The organism is Pseudomonas fluorescens (assembly GCF_001623525.1).
In the GTDB taxonomy this organism is placed as follows: Bacteria; Pseudomonadota; Gammaproteobacteria; order Pseudomonadales; family Pseudomonadaceae; genus Aquipseudomonas; species Aquipseudomonas fluorescens_Q.
This window is the reverse complement of record NZ_CP015225.1, coordinates 1,319,511-1,336,742: the sequence shown is the minus strand read 5'-3', so window position 1 is coordinate 1,336,742 and position 17,232 is coordinate 1,319,511. Positions and strand designations below refer to the sequence as shown.

General features: G+C 63.0%; 17 protein-coding genes. 8 read left to right on the top strand and 9 right to left on the bottom strand.

All coding sequences use genetic code 11. The features are described 5' to 3' along the window. Nucleotides 1–12: 12 nt before the first annotated feature. The 3 genes from TK06_RS05730 to pssA form a co-directional block, all read right to left on the bottom strand. On the bottom strand, nucleotides 13–984 hold the full coding sequence (locus TK06_RS05730) for an NAD-dependent epimerase (RefSeq protein WP_063321220.1): 972 nt from the start codon (nucleotides 982–984) through the stop codon (nucleotides 13–15). A gap of 152 nt (nucleotides 985–1,136) precedes the next feature. After that, nucleotides 1,137–2,153 (bottom strand): AraC family transcriptional regulator, encoded by a 1,017-nt coding sequence (locus TK06_RS05725; RefSeq protein ID WP_063325077.1) that lies wholly within the window; start codon nucleotides 2,151–2,153, stop codon nucleotides 1,137–1,139. 11 nt (nucleotides 2,154–2,164) lie between these two features. Then, on the bottom strand, nucleotides 2,165–3,508 hold the full coding sequence (gene pssA, locus TK06_RS05720) for a CDP-diacylglycerol--serine O-phosphatidyltransferase (protein WP_063321219.1): 1,344 nt from the start codon (nucleotides 3,506–3,508) through the stop codon (nucleotides 2,165–2,167). A gap of 121 nt (nucleotides 3,509–3,629) precedes the next feature. Here pssA and TK06_RS05715 point away from each other — a divergent pair, with 121 nt between their 5' ends. From TK06_RS05715 to TK06_RS05705, 3 genes are all read left to right on the top strand, one after another. Further along, nucleotides 3,630–4,193, top strand: coding sequence for a TetR/AcrR family transcriptional regulator (locus tag TK06_RS05715; RefSeq protein ID WP_063321218.1), 564 nt, complete (start codon nucleotides 3,630–3,632; stop codon nucleotides 4,191–4,193). Between the two features lie 45 nt (nucleotides 4,194–4,238). Beyond that, nucleotides 4,239–4,718 (top strand): DUF1348 family protein, encoded by a 480-nt coding sequence (locus TK06_RS05710; RefSeq protein WP_046062452.1) that lies wholly within the window; start codon nucleotides 4,239–4,241, stop codon nucleotides 4,716–4,718. 285 nt (nucleotides 4,719–5,003) lie between these two features. Then, nucleotides 5,004–5,405, top strand: a complete 402-nt coding sequence (locus TK06_RS05705; RefSeq protein ID WP_083569150.1) for a hypothetical protein — start codon at nucleotides 5,004–5,006, stop codon at nucleotides 5,403–5,405. A 36-nt stretch (nucleotides 5,406–5,441) separates the two neighbouring features. Here TK06_RS05705 and TK06_RS05700 read toward each other — a convergent pair whose 3' ends face one another. The 4 genes from TK06_RS05700 to TK06_RS05685 all read right to left on the bottom strand — a co-directional run bounded on the left by TK06_RS05700 (nucleotide 5,442) and on the right by TK06_RS05685 (nucleotide 10,097). Further along, on the bottom strand, nucleotides 5,442–7,865 hold the full coding sequence (locus TK06_RS05700) for a TonB-dependent receptor (protein ID WP_063321217.1): 2,424 nt from the start codon (nucleotides 7,863–7,865) through the stop codon (nucleotides 5,442–5,444). A 67-nt stretch (nucleotides 7,866–7,932) separates the two neighbouring features. Then, nucleotides 7,933–8,877, bottom strand: coding sequence for a FecR domain-containing protein (locus TK06_RS05695; RefSeq protein WP_063321216.1), 945 nt, complete (start codon nucleotides 8,875–8,877; stop codon nucleotides 7,933–7,935). Then, nucleotides 8,877–9,386: a sigma-70 family RNA polymerase sigma factor gene (locus TK06_RS05690; RefSeq protein WP_063321215.1), complete on the bottom strand. Its 510-nt coding sequence runs from the start codon at nucleotides 9,384–9,386 to the stop codon at nucleotides 8,877–8,879. The genes TK06_RS05695 and TK06_RS05690 overlap by 1 nt, the downstream gene beginning before the upstream one ends. A 189-nt stretch (nucleotides 9,387–9,575) precedes the next feature. Then, complete coding sequence (locus TK06_RS05685; RefSeq protein ID WP_014338290.1) at nucleotides 9,576–10,097, bottom strand: SgcJ/EcaC family oxidoreductase; 522 nt, start codon at nucleotides 10,095–10,097, stop codon at nucleotides 9,576–9,578. Between the two features lie 173 nt (nucleotides 10,098–10,270). Between TK06_RS05685 and TK06_RS05680 the strand changes: the two genes are divergently transcribed. The 5 genes from TK06_RS05680 to TK06_RS05660 are packed head-to-tail and all read left to right on the top strand — an operon-like array spanning nucleotide 10,271 to nucleotide 15,822. Beyond that, nucleotides 10,271–11,455, top strand: a complete 1,185-nt coding sequence (locus TK06_RS05680) for a sensor histidine kinase (protein WP_063321214.1) — start codon at nucleotides 10,271–10,273, stop codon at nucleotides 11,453–11,455. Continuing rightward, a complete protein-coding gene (locus tag TK06_RS05675) occupies nucleotides 11,452–12,120 on the top strand; it encodes a response regulator (protein WP_063321213.1) in 669 nt (222 codons plus the stop codon). Before TK06_RS05680 ends, TK06_RS05675 begins: the two co-directional genes overlap by 4 nt. Continuing rightward, nucleotides 12,117–14,429 carry an ATP-binding protein gene (locus tag TK06_RS05670; RefSeq protein ID WP_063325075.1) on the top strand — a complete coding sequence of 771 codons (2,313 nt, stop codon included), beginning with the start codon at nucleotides 12,117–12,119 and terminating at the stop codon, nucleotides 14,427–14,429. The genes TK06_RS05675 and TK06_RS05670 overlap by 4 nt, the downstream gene beginning before the upstream one ends. Next, entirely contained in the window at nucleotides 14,426–14,893 is a 468-nt protein-coding gene (locus TK06_RS05665) for a response regulator (protein ID WP_018610463.1), read from the top strand. The genes TK06_RS05670 and TK06_RS05665 overlap by 4 nt, the downstream gene beginning before the upstream one ends. 32 nt (nucleotides 14,894–14,925) lie before the next feature. After that, the gene (locus TK06_RS05660) at nucleotides 14,926–15,822 is read left to right on the top strand and encodes a helix-turn-helix domain-containing protein (RefSeq protein ID WP_063321212.1); all 897 of its coding nucleotides are present in this window, start codon (nucleotides 14,926–14,928) and stop codon (nucleotides 15,820–15,822) included. Nucleotides 15,823–15,964: 142 nt separating this feature from the next. On the opposite strand, the gene TK06_RS05655 is transcribed toward TK06_RS05660, so the two are convergent. Both TK06_RS05655 and tolR read right to left on the bottom strand, forming a co-directional pair. Beyond that, on the bottom strand, nucleotides 15,965–16,780 hold the full coding sequence (locus tag TK06_RS05655) for an energy transducer TonB (RefSeq protein ID WP_063321211.1): 816 nt from the start codon (nucleotides 16,778–16,780) through the stop codon (nucleotides 15,965–15,967). After that, nucleotides 16,777–17,223 carry a protein TolR gene (gene tolR / locus TK06_RS05650; protein ID WP_063321210.1) on the bottom strand — a complete coding sequence of 149 codons (447 nt, stop codon included), beginning with the start codon at nucleotides 17,221–17,223 and terminating at the stop codon, nucleotides 16,777–16,779. Before tolR ends, TK06_RS05655 begins: the two co-directional genes overlap by 4 nt. Nucleotides 17,224–17,232: the final 9 nt, after the last annotated feature.

Genomic DNA, 17,232 nt, shown 5'->3' with positions numbered 1-17,232 from the left:
GGAAATGAGTGGTTAGACGGCGTAATAGTCGCGGTACCAATCGACAAACGACCGCACACCGACGGGCACTGCGACCTGTGGGCGAAACCCCACCCGTTCCTCCAGTTCACGAGTGTCCGCCCACGTGTCGACCACGTCGCCCGATTGCAGTGGCAAGAAATTCTTTATCGCGCGGATGCCCAGCGCTTCTTCAATGCACTCGATAAACTGCAAAAGCTTCACCGGTGAGCCGAAGCCGATGTTGTAGACCTTGTTGCGCACGCCGGTCTCATCGGTCGGCGGCAGCGGAATCAGGCGCACGAGGCCCTCGACGATGTCGTCGATATAGGTGAAATCGCGAGACATCGCGCCGTCGTTGTAAACGTCGATGGCGCGACCGTTGAGGATGGCATCGGTGAATTTGAATGGCGCCATGTCGGGCCGTCCCCAAGGCCCATACACGGTAAAAAACCGCAGGCCGGTGGTGGGAATGCCATAGAGATGCGAGTAGGCGTGAGCCATCAGCTCATTGGCACGCTTGGTCGCGGCATAGAAAGACACCGGCTGATCGACAGGGTCGGTCGTGGCGTACGGCAGGCGGTCGTTCAAGCCATACACCGAACTGCTCGAGGCGAAAATCAGGTGCGCCGGCCGATGGGCACGGCAGGCTTCCAATACGTTGAGGAAACCTACCAGGTTGCTTTGCGCATAAACGTCCGGATTGTCGATGGAATAACGCACGCCGGCTTGGGCCGCGAGGTGGACGACTTGGTCGAAGGCCTGTTCGGCAAACAACTCCAACAGTGCCTGTTTGTCTGCCACATCCAGCAGCTGAAAGCGGAAATCGCGATATTCGGCCAACTGAGCCAGTCGTGCCTGTTTCAGCTCGACGCTGTAGTAACTGTTGAGGTTGTCGATGCCAATGACCTGATGACCATCGCTGCACAGCCGCTTGGCGGTATGAAATCCGATGAACCCTGCGACGCCAGTGACCAGTACTCTCATACGCGGCCCAAAACGGTCATTTGCATACATTACCTGATGGATGGCTCGGCTTTTCCGGGGCCTGCACAGGCTTTTATCAGAAATAAATGACGGTTTTATGAGCGTAGCGAAAAACCCTGTGGGAGGCACAAGATTGGAGGCCACCCGATGGGTCAATCAGGGTCGTTGAGAATCAGGCTGCGATAATGCCCCGGGTTGGACCCGGACCATTTGCGAAACGCCTTGTAGAAGGAGCTGGCATCGGCAAAACCCAGGCGTGAGGTGATTTCGACGAAACTGATGGAGGGCTCGGCCAGCCAGGTGATCGCCAGGTCCTTGCGCACGCTGTCCTTGAGGCCTTGGTAAGTCTGGCCCTCCTCCGCCAGGCGTCGACGCAGGGTGGAGGCGGACACGCACAACTGCTGGGCCAGGGCCTCGGTTTCCGGCCACTGTTCGGCAGGCAACTGCCGCAGGTCGTGCCGGATACGGCTGGCCAGGCTTTGCGGGTCGCGGTATTTGACCAGGATGTTGGCCGGGGCCTGGGCCAGGAAGCGCTTGAGCTCATCAGCGTTGCGTCTGATCGGCAGGTCGAGGCATTCGGCGGCGAAAATCATCCGGGTGCGAGGCCGGTCAAAACGCAGGTTCTGGGAAAACATCACCCGGTAGTCGTCGCAGAAATCCGGCGCCGGGCAACGCAGCTCGACGGAAAGAATGGGAATGCGCCGCCCAGCCAACCAGCAGGCCACCCCATGGACGATCATCCAGTAGGTGAAGTAGGTAAAGGCCCGGCGCGGTTCCTGATCGTCTTCCAGCAGCACGATCTCCGCCAGGCTTTGCTGGCGCACCCACTGGGCCGGCAGGTGTTCGAGCATCAGCGACAGAAAACCCAGCCCCGCCGTCAAGCCGCTCGCCAGCGTCGGCTGGGCCATGGCGCACTGGCAGAGAAACGCCAGGCTGCCGGACTTGAGCTTGCGCGGGTCCATGCCAAAAAACTCGTCATCCAGGCGCCGGGCGAGCAAACGCCAGAGCCGCGCATAGGCATGGGCCGGGACCCGCGCCTGGGCGTCGTCGAGCAATGCGGGATCGATGCCTACCTTGCTCAATACCTCATCGGTAGCCGCTCCGGGAGCGCAGCTTTGCAGCAGCGCCTCACGCACCAACTGAATGGAGATAGTGTCTTTTTTCGACATGGCGCGGATGTTCACAGGATCCGGTAAAGCAGCCGTTCTATCCGCACCCGGCTGACCCGTTTCAGGAACCTGGCCACGGCGTCGGGGTAATCCGGCAGGGTTTCCAGGTCCAGGTAGCGTTCGATCCGGCGAGTGTGGCGGTAGATCTGTTCAAGCTCGGCCTGGCGCGGCGCCAGCAACTCGCCCTTGGGGTCGTCCAGCAACAGCGCGTTTTCCAAGTCCAGGCGAAAGGCCCGTGGATTGAGGTTGTTGCCGGTCAGCAAGGTGTAGCGCTCGTCGATCCACATGCCCTTGAGGTGATAGGTGTTGTCCCCATCACGCCATAGGTGCAGGTTCAATTGGCCGCTGTCGATAGCGCGCTGATGGCGTTTGGCGAAGCGCCGCAAGCTGATTTCGTAGAGGTATGGCAGCGCCGCGATGATCTTGAACGGCTCGCTTGGCGGAATGTAGAAGTCGTTGGCAGTCTTGTCGCCGACGATGATGTCGATCTTGACCCCCCGGGCCAGGGCGCGATTGAGCTCCCGGGTCACCGCCAGGGGCAGGTTGAAATACGGTGTGCAAATGGTCAGTTGCTGGCGACTGCTGGCGATCAGCTCACCGATCACCCGGCTCAGCGGATTGTTCTTGCCCACCCCCAGCAACGGGCTTACCGACAGGCCACTCTTATCGAGGCTGCCAACGCTGGTGTCATAGGTCGCGTACTTGAGGCGACTGCGCAGGTCGCCGATGTCCTTGCGCAAACTGCGGGTGCTGGGCAGGTTCGGCAGGTCCAGGCGGTGCACGGCCCTGGAGGTGATCAGGCCGTGCTGCACCAGGTGATGCATCGAATCGGCCAGTGCCGTGTTCTGCAGCAGGTGATAGCGGTCGTAGCGGTATTTGTCGAACTTGTGCAGGTAGACGTTATTCAGGCTGGCGCCGCTGTAGAGCACGCAGTCGTCAATCACGAAGCCTTTCAAGTGCAGCACGCCGAACAGCTCGCGGGTCTGTACCGGCACGCCGTAGATCGGCACTTCGCTGGCATGGGTGCGAGTCTGTTCCTGGTACCACGCCGAGTTGCCCGGCTGCTTCTTGGCGCCGATCAGCCCGCGCTGGGCCCGCAGCCAGTCCACCACCACGACCACATCCAGTTCCGGACGCGCGGCCTTGGCGGCATGCAGGGCATCGAGGATTTCCTGGCCGGCCTCGTCCTGTTGCAGGTACAGCGCGACGATGTAGATGCGCTGGGTGGCCTGGGCGATTTTCTCCAGCAGGCAACGGCGGAATTGGGCGGCGCCATCGAGGATGGTCACCGCGTCGGCGGTCAGTGCAAAGCTGCGCAGCTTGGGCAGCAGGGAGCGTTTGAAAAGCGACGGCATAGGGCTCGCAAAAGGTCGATTCCGAAGAACGGATGAGCTTACACCATGGATGGGTTTGGGTCTTCCTGTCCTCAAGAAAAAAAGACTTGACCAAGGAGAACGATCATTCTACTTTTGTTTCATGAACGAAATCACTAGTAATGAAACACGAGACATCATTCTCGATGTCGCCGAAAAGTTGATCTATAAAAGTGGCATCGCCGCCACCGGCATGGACCTTCTGGTGAAAACCGCCGGCGTCTCCAGGAAAAGTGTCTATCGCTACTTCGCCAACAAGGACGACCTGATCGTGGCCGCCCTCAGGCGGCGGGACGAGCGCTGGATGCACTGGTTCAGCAGCGAAGTGGACAAGGCGCCCACACCGACGGCACGGCTGCTCAGCCTGTTCACCGTGCTCAAGGGCTGGTTCGACAGCGAAGGTTTTCGCGGCTGTGCATTCATCAACACCAGTGGCGAGACAGGCGATCCACAGGATCCGGTCCGCCAAGTGGCGAAGATGCACAAACAGAAGTTGCTCGATTACGTCACCCGGCTGTGCGTCGAACAAGGTGTCCAGAACCCGGACGCATTGGCCCGCCAACTCCTGATTCTGATTGACGGCGCCATTACCGTGGCGCTGGTCATGGGCGACCACAGCGCGGCTGACGACGCCCAGGACTTGCTGAAAAAACTGTTACACGCCTGACCCGTTGAACCCTTGTGCAATTCGTCAATTCACTGGAGATCCGCCATGTCTGCCTCTTCCGAAGTTCGCCCGCCGTTGCCGCCGTTCACTCGTGAATCGGCGATCGAGAAAGTTCGCCTGGCCGAAGACGGCTGGAACTCTCGTGACCCACAAAAAGTATCCCTGGCCTACACGCTGGATACTCAATGGCGTAACCGCGCCGAATTCGCCCATAACCGCGAGGAAGCCAAGGCGTTCCTGACCCGCAAGTGGGCCAAGGAATTGGATTACCGGCTGATCAAGGAACTCTGGGCCTTCACCGATAACCGCATCGCCGTGCGCTATGCCTACGAATGGCACGACGACTCGGGCAACTGGTTCCGCTCCTACGGCAACGAAAACTGGGAGTTCGACGAGCAAGGCCTGATGTACAACCGTTATGCCTGCATCAACGACATGCCGATCAAGGAAAGCGAGCGCAAGTTCCGCTGGCCGCTGGGCCGCCGGCCGGATGATCATCCGGGGTTGTCTGAGTTGGGGTTGTAACGCTCTTGACTAAACCACCGTTATCGCGAGCCAGCTCGCTCCCACAGGGGATCCATGTCGGGCACAACATGTGTATCCGCAATGTGGGAGCGAGCTTGCTCGCGATGGCGGTGGCAAATCCGACAAAGGTGCAGGCTGACTCACCGCTATCACGAGCAAGCTCCCACAGCCGCGCCAGACAAGCGGCCCCTCCAACAGGCTTGACCCACATGCCGCCAGGCATCACATTGCCTGGGCCGGCGATAAGCTCGCTGTTTCGTTGTGCAGCAGATTTTTGTGGAGCCCATGACCGCGTCGATTCCGATCCGTCCCCCCTGCCCGCCCGGCGTCTGCGATTGTGGCCGTGATGCCTTGCTGCAAGCGCCTGGCAGCGACCTGCGCATCCTTTGCCTGAATCGCCAGGAAGAAAAACGCCTGCTTGAACGCCTGGAGAACATCCAGAGCCTCGACGAACTCCAGCGCCTGCAGCAACGCCTGTACGAGAACCTGGGGATCCGCTTGAGCGTCGAGCCCGGCTATAACGAAGTGCGGACCATGCGCGGCATCGCCATCGAATTCCAGGAGCAGCCCGGGCTGTGCCGGAAAATTCGCCAGTCAATCCCCGCCGCCATTCGCCGCGGTCTGGAAAAACGCCCCGAGATCGCCTGGCGGTTGCTGGATGCCCACGATCTGTTTCGCGACATCTGAACCCAGGCGGCTCCTTCCCTGGAGCGGCACCTCGGCCTAGAAATCCACGGTTGCGGAAAGCAGATAGGTGCGCGGGGTCGACAGCGTCAAGCCAGGCTCACTGTCATCCGACGCGCCGGCCGAACTCCAGTAGCGCTTGTCGGCCACGTTTTCGATGTTGGCCCGCAGGGTGATGTGTTTTTCGTCGACCTTGAATGCATAGCGGGCGCCCACGTCGAAACGTTCCCAGGAATCGATTTCCTTGGTGTTGGACTGGTCCAGGTACTGCGAGCTGGAATAGATGCCACGGCTGGTCAGGGTCAGGCCCTGTAGCGTCGGCACGTCCCACTCGGCGCCGAGGTTGACGTTGTACTTCGGCGTGGCCGGTGCGCGGTTGCCGTCGAAAGTGCCGTTGGTGGTATGGGTCAGTTCGCTGTCGATGTACATCACGCCGCCGAGCAAACGGGTTCCCTTCAGCGGTTCGCCAAACACACTCAACTCCACGCCGGTGTTTTCTCGCTTGCCGTTCGGGCCGAAGACACGCGTCGTCGCGTCGGTCGCATAGGCCGGCTGCTTGATCCGGAACAGGGCGGCGGTGACGGCGAACGGACCGGCATCATACTTGGCGCCCACCTCGACCTGACGGCTGATGAACGGCGGGAAAATCTCGTCCTCGTTCACCGAGGTCGACGGCGCGATCTTGCCCTGGCTCAGGCCTTCCATGTAGTTGGCATACAACGACAGCTTGTCGGTCGCCTTGAACAGGATACCGCCCGACGGCGAAACCTTTTCTTCGTCGTAGGCGGTGTCGCCCTTGACGTTATTCGTCCAGTCGTCAACCTTCACCCGCTGCCAGCGGGCGCCGAGGGTCAGCAGCAAGCGATCATCGAGCAGCCCCAGGGTGTCGGACAAGGCCACGCCACTGAAGCGGTTCTCGGTATAGACCTTGTCGTCCTGTCGGGTCGGGTTGCTCGGCGTCGGGGTCTGTACCGGGTCATAGAGGTTGCTGCGACCGTTGGCGTAGCGGGCGCCGCCATTTTCGAAATCCATGTAGAAATAACTGGCCGCCAGGTTGACCTCATGGCTCACCGGACCGGTATGGAACCAGTTGCGCACCCCGGCCGTGGCCGTGCGGACATTTTCGTCGCGGGTAAAATCTCGGGGCTGAACCGTGAAGTCACCGGCGTCGTTGGTGACCGAAACGTTGTGCCTGAGGAAGTCGTGCTCGCTTTTGCGCGCGCCGACACCGCCATACAGCATGACGGAATCGTTGACGTCAAATTCAGCGTTCACGGCGCCGAAGGTGTCCTTGGTGCGTGCCTTGCTCCAGGACTGGGCGTAGTTGTCACGTACGTCACTGGCATGAGGAACCTGTGCATTGGCACCCACCTGCACGCGTTCCTGGGGCGCGTCGGTGTTACGCTCGGTGTGGCCGATGTCCGTCGACAGTCGCAGGCGCTCACCGCGAAAATCCAGGCCCAGCACCGCCATCTCGCGGTCCACGCTCTGGTGATCCCATTCGGTGTCGCCCGCCTGCTTCACGCCATTGAAACGGATACCGAACTTGTCATCCTCACCAAAACGCCGACCGACATCCACGGCACCGCCAAGCTGGTTGTTGGAGGCATAGCTGCCGGTGAACGAGGTGATGGGCTTGTCGGTGGCACGCTTGGGCACCACGTTGATCCCGCCCCCCACGCTGCCCCGCGGCGAGATACCGTTGATGAGCTGGCTCGGGCCCTTGAGGATATCGACGCGTTCGGCCATCTCCATGTCGATGGTGTAGGTCGGCAAGATGCCATAGAGACCGTTGTACGCCACATCACTGTTGAACAGGCTGAAACCGCGAATGGTGAACTGCTCGTAGCGCCCGCCCGCCGGGTTGGTGGCGCGGACCGAGGGGTCGCTGGCGATCAGGTCGCCCAAGGTGCGCGCCTGCTGGTTCTTGACCACCGCGCTGGTATAGGTGGTCATGCTGAACGGCGTTTCCATGAAGTCCCGCGAGCCCAGCAAGCCTTGCGAACCGCGACGAGCAACCTGGCCACCGGCATACGCCGGGCTATCTGTCGACGCCGTGGCGCCGAGAATCGAGGTGGGTGCCAGTTGCAGGCTGCCGCGTTCCGGTGCCGGCGCCAGGATATAGGCCTGCTCACCCACCGCTTGCAATTGCAGGCCCGAGCCCGACAACAGCCGGGCAAACCCCTCCTCAACCCCGAATTCACCCGAAAGGCCGGCGCTGTTGCGACCACCCACCAGGGCCGGGTCCACCGACAGGTTGACGCCCGCCAGCCCGGCAAACCGGGTCAACGCCACGCCGAGGCTGCCAGCCGGCACCTGGTAGCTGCGCCGGTCGGCGTCTTCGGCCAGGCTCGACGAGATAAAGAATGGGCTGGTGCTCAAACTCAGCATGAGGCTCAGGTTCAACAGCGGACGCCAGCCGGCAAAGGCCGGGCGCAAAAGCAAAGGTGCAACTGCGGACATTGGAAAGCGCTCTCATTTTTGTTCAGTTGCCTTGAATGACAAGCGAGACAAAAAAAGGGGACAGGCCTCAGGCCATATTTTTGCGAAGTGTCAACGTGACCCAGTAGCGAGTGCGCATGTGCACGTCCAGCGGCAGGCTGGCCGCAAGCAGCGTGAGGATTCGGTCGGTGTTGTCCAGGCGGAAGCTGCCTGTGATTCGCAGGGGTTCCAGGGTTTCGTCCCAACGCAACACCCCGGGGCGATAGCGGCTCAGTTCCCGCAGGAAATGCCCCAGTGGCTGGTCCTGCGCAACCAATACGCCGTCACGCCAACCCAGCTGTGCCACGTCGAACGCCTTCACTGGCCCCGCGCCCGAGTCCTGAATGTTGACCTGCTGGCCTGCTTCCAGGCTCAGCAATGGCCCGCGCAAGGGTTGCAGTTGTGCCGAGCCGCTGACCACCGACACCCGGCAATCGCGTTCGCCCAGGTGCACACAGATTTCGCCACGACCGACGGTGATGAGCCCGTAGGGTGATTGAACGGACAGCGGCGTGCGCCCGGCGAGCGTGAGGGCGATTTCGCCGCGCAACAGCACCAGGCGATGCGTCTTGAGGTCCAGGTCAACGGCGCTGTCGGTGTTCAGTTGCAGCGCACTGCCATCGACCAGCGACCAGCGCCGTTGCTCGCCCGTGGCGGTGTGCAAATCAGCGCGCCAGGCCTCCAATGGCAGCTCTCGCCCCAGCAACCAAGCGGTCGGGACCAATGCGGCGACGCCCAATGCGCGTTTGAGCGCCTCGCGCCGAGCCAGCACTGGGCGGTCCAGTGCTGCCATGCCCAGGGACGCGGGCACCCCGGCAAAACGCTGGCGCAATCGCTGGGCCTTCTGCCAGGCCGCTTCGTGATGAGCGCTGCTGTCGCGCCAGCGTTGCAGGGCCGCCGAGTCGAACGCATCTGCGTCGAACTCCATCAGGGTCAACCAGCGAGCCGCCGCCCGCGCCGCTTCGCGGGCTTCGGGTGAAGGGGCCGAGCGCATCAGAAGTCCACCAACAGGCAATGCTCATAGGCCTGGGCCATGTAGCGTTTCACGGTGCGTTCGGACACGTGCAGGCGTTCGGCGATCTCGCGATAACCCAGGCCTTCAAGTTGGCTCCAGAGAAAAGCCCGCCGCACCAGGGGCGGCAGGCCATCGAGCAGTTCGTCCAAGGCTTGCAGGGTTTCCAGCAGCAGCCAGCGTTGCTCTGGCGACGGTGCGCAGGCTTCTGGCAGGCTCGCCAGGGCGTCGAGATACGCCTGTTCCAGACTGCGCCGGGTGTAGAAATTGCTCAGCAGACGTTTGCCAACGGTCAGCAGATAAGCCCGGGGTTCTTGCAGGTCAGCCAATGTCTGGGAACTGGAAAGCACCCGCAGGAAGGTATCCTGGCGCAGGTCCGCCGCATCCCAGGCATTGCCCATGCGCCGTCGCAGCCAGCCTTCCAGCCAACTACCGTGGTCACGGTACAACGCATGGAGGGAATGCTCCGTCGGCGTAACTGCATCACACATGTCCAGAAGCCTGCGCAAAGTCTTAAATGAGACTGATTCTAATTAATGTTCGCGCGTTAATCCAAGCTCTTTGTACAAAGTGTGTCTAAACAGGGGATGGTAGTGGTTGGGGGCTGCTACGCAGCCCAGCGGGAGCAAGCTCCCTCGCCACAGGGCAGACTTTGAAACCTGTGGGAGCGAGCAGTGCGATCAGTGACTGGCGTGCAAGGTCTTCGCCACCTCGGGCATGGCCGATGAGTGATGGTTGATGATCTTCCACTGGCCATCGAGGCGCTCATAGAGGAAGGTGTAGCGCGCCTGGACCTCGCGCTTGGAACCGTCGGCCTGGGTGAGCGTGAAGGTATAGACACCACTGTCCATCGCCGCATCGGGGCCCAGATGGCGGATCTCCCGGTAGTTGATTTGCCCGACCGGTTTGCCGGCCAGGAAATGCTCGAAGTAATCCTGGATCTGCGCCGGTGTATTGCGCACCTTGTTGGAAACAGTCGGTTGCAAAATCGCATCCGGGGCGTAGAGGCCGGTCACGGCTGTGGCGCTACCGGTTTGCAGCGCGGCGTTCCAGCGGTCAAACAGTGCCGCGATCTCGCGGTCATTCACATTCTTGGGCTGCTCGGCCACCGTGCGATACACATAAGGCGTAGCCTCAAGCGCCTGGACAAGTGGTGCGGCCAGCAGGAATAAAGCAGCAATGGCGCAGGTTTTCATTTTCATCAAAGCGTTCCTTTGGGTTTCAATGGGGCCACTTTGCCGGCCTTCCCTGCCTTCGCCATCGGCCAACCGGTGCCAATCGCCTATGCCGTTCGGCAGATAGGCCCGGTGCCGGTGACACGTTCTAATGACGCCACCGCGAACCGGACCGGTCCTCTTCCACGCTGGAGTTCCCCATGCAAAGCCCACCCCATGACCCCGGCAGCGCCCTGGCCATCCGCAGCCAATATCGCCAGTCGCAAAGCCGCGCCGCACGCCTGGGCCTGCTGCTGGGCACCGGCCATGAACTGACGCAACTGCCCCTGTCGGCCATGCGCCAGCGTGCGCTGCAACGGGCGTGTGCGTTCATGGCCATGGACCATGGCCTGCTGCTGGAGTGGGCACCGGACCATCCGTTGCGCACCCTCGCCAGCCACGGCAGCGCGGAGCGACTCGAGCTGCTCGCCAACCTGGCCCGGCCACAAACGCCCGGCCCACAATGGCTGGAGTCGCCCGGCAGCGCCCTGCCCCAGGTCTTGCGGGTGCCGTTGCGGGCCTCCGACGGTATAGAGTTCGGGGCGTTGTTGCTGGGTAACAGCGTGGCCCTCGGCGCGCCGGACAACGAAGACATCGAATCGCTGCAATTGCTGGCAACGCTGTTGGCGGCGCACCTGGAGAACAGCCGTCTGCTCGAAGCACTCCAGGCCCGCGAGCGGACCATGTCCGAGTTGGTCCACCGCCTGTTCAGCGCCCAGGAAGACGAACGCAAGCGCGTGGCCTACGACCTGCACGACGGCCTGGCGCAGAACCTCGCCGGTTTGCATCAACGCTTGCAGGGCTTCGCCGGTCGCTGCCCGTCGCTACCGCCTGCACTGGCGAACGAACTGCAAAGCATCCTCGACCTGGCCCAAGGCTGCGTTGGCGAGGGCCGGCAGTTGATCGGTGGCCTGCGCCCCCACGTACTGGATGATTTCGGCCTGTACAAAGCCGTCGACAAGGAAGCCGACCGCCTGCGTGACGCGGACCTGACGGTGACCTGGGTCGAACACAGCACCGCGCGCCTGCCGGGCCACACGGAGATCGCCCTGTTTCGCATTGCCCAGGAAGGCATCAACAACATCCTCAAGCACGCCCAGGCCAGCCACGTGTGTTTGGGGTTGGCGGTAGAAGACGGCCACGCTTGCCTGCGCGTGGAGGACGACGGCCGTGGCTTCGCCCTGGAGCAACCCATCGAAACCAACGGCAGTTGCCATCTGGGACTGGCCGCCATGCAGGAACGCGCGCACTTGCTGGACGGCCACTTGAGCTGTTGCAGCCAGCCCGGAGGCGGCACCCGACTGCTGGCCAGCGTGCCGCTACCGGCCCACGGAGGACACCCATGAACCCACCCTTGCGCCTGCTGCTGGCCGATGACCACGAAGTCACCCGCACCGGGTTTATCAGCATGCTCGCCGGCAACCCGGGATTCGAGGTCGTCGGCCAGGCCCGCGACGGCCAGGAAGCCCTCGACCTGTGCGAGCGGCTACAGCCGGACATCGCGATTCTCGACATCCGCATGCCCGTCCTCAACGGCCTGGGCGCGGCGCGGATCCTGCAACAGCGCCAGCCCGGAATCAAAGTCGTGATCTTCACCATGGATGACAGCCCAGACCACCTCGAAGCCGCCATCGGTGCGGGCGCGGTCGGCTATCTGCTCAAGGACGCCAGCCGCGATGAAGTGCTCGACGCCCTCAAACGGGTCGCCCAGGGCGAAGAGGCGTTGAACAGTTCGGTCAGCGCGCGCCTGCTGCGCCGCATGGCCGAGCGCGGTGCGAATGGCGCCACTCAAGTCCAGGCCCTGACCGCCCGAGAACGCCAGGTCCTGGGGCTGGTGGCCGGCGGTTTCAGCAACCGCGAAATCGGCGAAAAGCTGGGCATCGCGCCCGGCACGGCCAAGGCCCACGTAGAGCGGGTCATCGGCAAACTGGGCGCCGCCGACCGGACCCAGGCCGCCGTGCGCGGCGTTGCCCTGGGCCTGGTGGCGCAACCCTCCGGGCAATGGCCATGAGGTTTCTCGCCGCCCGCCGCTGGGCCGACCTGCCCTTGCGAGGCAAGGCCCTGGTGGTGATTTCCCTGCCCCTGGTGGTCCTGCTGTTGTCGCTGGTGCTGATCTATATCACCGAACGCCAGACCGCACGGGCCGAAGAGGACGTGCGCCGGGTGCTGCTGGTCCAGGGAGATATCCAGACAGTCCATACCCTGTTGGCCGAGGCAGCGGCCAGCGTACGAGGTTACCTGCTGACCCGGCGCGAAGATTTCCTGCCCAGCTACGAACAGGCCACGCCGCTGATCCACGCGGCGTTGCAGCGCCTGGACCACAACATTCGCGATGCCAGGATGCGTGAACACCTCAAGACCATCACCCCGCTGATCGCCGACAAGCTCGACGGTCTGCTCGCGTTGCGCAACGGCAAGCGCGACGACCCCGAGGCCATCACCGCGATCCTGATCGAAAACAAACAGGTGCTGGATGTGCTGCGCGAGCAGATCAGCGCCATGCGCATCCGCGAGGACGCCCTGCTCGCCGACCGCAGCGCCGCCGCCTCGGCCACGCGCATGCGCCTGTTGTTCGCCACCTTGCTGGCGGCGGTGTGCGGGCTGCTGGGGGCGATTGTCGCGGTGTTGTTCCTGTCCAAGGGCATTGTCGCCCGCGTCCAGCAGGTGCAAGGCAACGCGCAGCGCCTGGCCTTGGGCCAACCCTTGTTGCCGCAACCGCCGGAGCAGGACGAAATAGGCCAGCTCGGCACGCGCCTGGTGGAGGCCGGGCAGTTGCTCGCCGAACGCGAGCGGGCCCTGCGCGACAACGAGGAGCGTTTGCGGCTGATCATCGATGGCGTGAAGGACTACGGGATCTTCGCCCTGGATGCCCAAGGCTACGTCACCACCTGGAACGCCGGCGCGGAACGGATCAAGGGCTACACCGAGCAGGAAATCCTCGGCCGCCATTTTTCCCTGTTCTACCTGGCCGAGGAATGCCCGGCGCACCCGGACATGGCCTTGCGCGAAGCCACCCGCGACGGTCATTACATGGAAGAAGGCTGGCGTTGCCGCAAGGACGGCAGCCGCTTCTGGGCCAGCGTGGTCATCACCGCCCAATACGATGGCACCGGCGCCTTGCGCGGTTTTTCCAAGATCACCCGCGACATCACCGACCGGCGCGCTGCCGAGATCGCCCTGCGTACCGCCCGCGAAGAAGCCGAAAGCGCCAGCCGGGCCAAGAGCGAGTTTCTCTCGCGCATGAGCCATGAGCTGCGTACGCCACTGAACGCCATCCTCGGTTTTGCTCAATTGCTGGACATGGACTCCACGGCTGGCCAACGCCCCCAGGTCAGCCATATCCTGCGGGCCGGCCAGCACTTGCTGGCGCTGATCAACGAGGTGCTGGACATTGCCCGGATCGAAGCCGGGCGCCTGCCGCTGAACATCGAGCCGATCGCCCTGTCGACGGTGCTGCACGAAGCCCTGACCTTGGTTTCACCGATGGCCGCCGACGCCGGGATCCACTTGGCCGAGCTGCCAGCGCTGCCCGACGACAGCGGCGTGCTCGCGGACCGCCAACGCCTGGTGCAGGTACTGCTCAACCTGCTGTCCAACGCCATCAAGTACAACCGGCCCGGCGGTGAGGTGCGCATCGAAGTCAGCGTCCAGGCCCATCAGGTGAGCATCGCCGTCAACGACACGGGGCATGGCATTGCCCCGGAACAGCTGGACCAACTGTTCAAGCCCTTCGAACGCCTGGGTGCCGATCCCCAGGTCGAGGGTACTGGCTTGGGGTTGTCGTTGAGCAAGAGCCTGCTGGAAATGATGCAAGGTAACCTGCAGGTCCACAGCGAGCCCGGACACGGCTGCTGTTTCACCCTGCAACTGCCCGGCACCCAGGTAGTTGGCGCGCATTTGCCACCCATCGCCGCCCTGGCGGTGACGCGTTCGCCTCTGGACTATCACGGCAAAGTCCTCTGCATCGAAGACAACCTGTCGAGCCTGGCGCTGATCGAAACCCTGATGCAACGCCGCCCGGGCATCCAGTTGTTGTCGAGCATGCAAGGCCAGATGGGCCTGGACCTCGCTCGCCAGCACAGCCCGCAACTGATCCTGCTGGACGTCAGCCTGCCTGACCTCGAAGGCCTGGAAGTCTTGCGCCGCTTGCGCCAGTCCGCGGCCACCGCCGCCACGCCCGTGCTGATGATCACCGCCGATGCCAGCGACCTGACCCACCGCGCCCTGCGTGACGCCGGCGCCACGGCGATCCTGACCAAACCTATTCATATCCAGGCCTTCCTGGGCCACCTCGAGCACTATCTACCGGAGCCCGCATGAATCGCGACTTGCGCATCCTGATCGTCGACGATCAGCGCCCCAACCTGGACCTGATGGAACAACTGCTGGCCCGCGAAGGGTTGCACAACGTGCTGAGCAGCACCGAACCTTTGCGCACGCTCGATCTGTTCAACAGCTTCGAGCCGGACCTGGTCATCCTCGACCTGCACATGCCGGCGTTCGACGGCTTTGCCGTGCTGGAGCAACTCAACCGGCGCATTCCGGCCAATGATTACCTGCCGATCCTGGTGCTGACTGCCGACGCGACCCGAGACACGCGCCTGCGGGCCCTGGCCCTCGGCGCCCGGGATTTCATCAGCAAACCCTTGGACGCGCTGGAAACCATGTTGCGCATCTGGAACCTGCTCGAAACTCGCGCGCTCTATAAGGCGTTGCGCGAGTTGATCCCGTCCCAGCAGATCGAACTGTTGCGCCAGCACCGTCCTGCTGCCGGCCCGGCTTGACCTGGCGGCCGTTCCATCGAGGCATGCGAAGCATGGAAGTCACTGAACGAACATCAGCAACCGGCCTGCAGGCACACATTCGCGGCGAGCGCCTGGCGACGTCCGACGGCGTATCGGCCAAGGAGATTCTGGTCGAGATCTTTGTCCGTGAGCGCAGCGAAGCACACATCGTCGTGCCGGCAGTGGCCGAACCGTTGCTCGTCTGGGTGCTGTCCGGGGAAGCCATCGTCGAGGAGCGCGTTGCCGACGAGGCGTGGGAAGCGAATACCGTGGGCAGCGGAGATTTTTTCCTGACCACATCCCCGGTTCCTTATGAGATGCGCTGGCAAGTGACCAGTCGCGAGCCGTTTGTGGTCATGCATCTGTACCTGGGGTTGGCATTGCTGGAACGCGCCCTTGCCGAAGCCGGCGGCAGCGGCGCGATCCAGCTGCGGGAAGTCTCTGGCGGGCGGGATGAAGCACTTTCGGCCTTGCTCGAACAGATTCGGGCGGAATTGACCCGGCGTGGTGAAACCAGTGCCTTGCTGATCCAGGGCGTGGCTCAGTGCGTAGCGGTGCACCTGGCGCGGCATTATCTGGATGCCAATGCCGACGACATGTCCGCACGTAACGCCCTGCCCGCTTTCAAGCTCAAACGGGTGACCCAGTTGATGGAACAACACCTGGCCGAACCCTTCAGCCTCGGTGACCTGGCCCAAGCCATCGGTATGAGCGAATACCACTTCAGCCGCCTGTTCAAACGCGCCACCGGGCGGTCACCTTCGCAATACTTCATCCAACTGAGAATGGCCCGGGCCCGGCAACTGCTGCTGGAAACCGAGCGCAGCGTCATCGATATCGGCCTGGAGGTCGGCTATGGCAGCGCCAGTCACTTCTCCCAGGTATTCCGTCGCGAAGTGGGTGTGGCGCCAAGTCATTACCGCAAGTAAGGACCACACATCCCCTGTGGCGAGGTAGCTTGCTCCCGCTCGGTTGCGAAGCGAGCGCAAGATTTTGGGACCGCTGCGCGCTCCAGCGGGAGCAAGCTCCCTCGCCACAATGGGGTTCTTGGCCGATGTCTAGATACGGCGTTTATTTGATCCGGTAGTGAAAGGTATTGCGCACTGCCGGCACCGTCACCGCCTTGCCATCGATGATCCGCGGCTGATAACGAAACGTCTGGGCGGCAGCCAAGGACGGTCGGATGAACAATGGGTGGCAACCGTCGAGCACCTTGGGGTTATCGATCCGCCCGTCCGGCGTCACGCTGTATTCCACGGTGCAATCGCCTTCCAGGCCCTTGTCCAGGGCGCGTTGTGGATAGTCCGGGGCTTGCTTGCTCAGCGGTTGGTAGCTGCGGCTGTCGGCGACGGCCTGGCGCGCCTGTTCGGCTTGGCGTTGCTCGGCAAGTGCTTGCGCCTGCCGGGCCTGACGCTGTTGTTCGGCGACCTGCTGCTCGGCGTCTTGCCTGCGTCGTTCGCTTTCCTGGCGTTCGCGCTGCTGTTGGGCCTGTTGCTCGCGCTTTTGCTCCTCGACCCGTTTGCGCGCCAGGGCCGCCTGCTCCAGTTTCTGTGCCTGGACACGCGGATCGACAACGGGTTGGCTGGGAACGGGACGCGGCGCTTCTACCGGCGCCGAAGTCGGCTCGGCCGATGGCGGTGCTACAGGAATGACAGCGGCCAGTGCAGGCGCTTCGGGCACCGGCGGCGCTGGCAACATCACCAGTTGCGTGCGCAACACCCGGGGCGCCTCGGCGGCTGGCTTTTCCACGCTCCAACCCAGCACCAACAACGCCACCACACCCACGTGCAGGGCCACGGCGAGCCCCGCCGCCAGGCCGTTTTTCCAGAAGCGACGGCCCAGCGCAGGCACGCTCAAGGAGGGCCTGTGCATGATCATCGCCGTCATTGCGGCGCCTCGGTCACCAGTCCCAGATTGCTCACGCCGCCCTGCTGCAACGCGGCCATGGCTGCAACGACCCGGCCATAATCGGCATGCTCGTCGGCACGGATGTACACCTGGGTATCGCTGCGCTCGGCCACGACCTGCGCCACCTTCACGCGCATCTGCTCCAGATCCACAGCGCTGTCAGTAGCGTGGTGGGTGTCCAGCTCACCGCCCAGGTTCCAGTAGTAACCGCCCTCGGCCTTGACCGACAGGGTGAGGATTTGCTGGCGACTGTCGTTGGCCAGTGCTTCGCTGGCGACCTTGGGCAGTTCGATCTTCACGCCCTGGGTCAGCATCGGTGCGGTGACCATGAAAATCACCAGCAGCACCAACATCACGTCGATGTACGGCACCACGTTCATTTCGGCCTTGGGGCCGTGCTTGCGTTGTGGCTTGACGAGCATCTGCCCTCT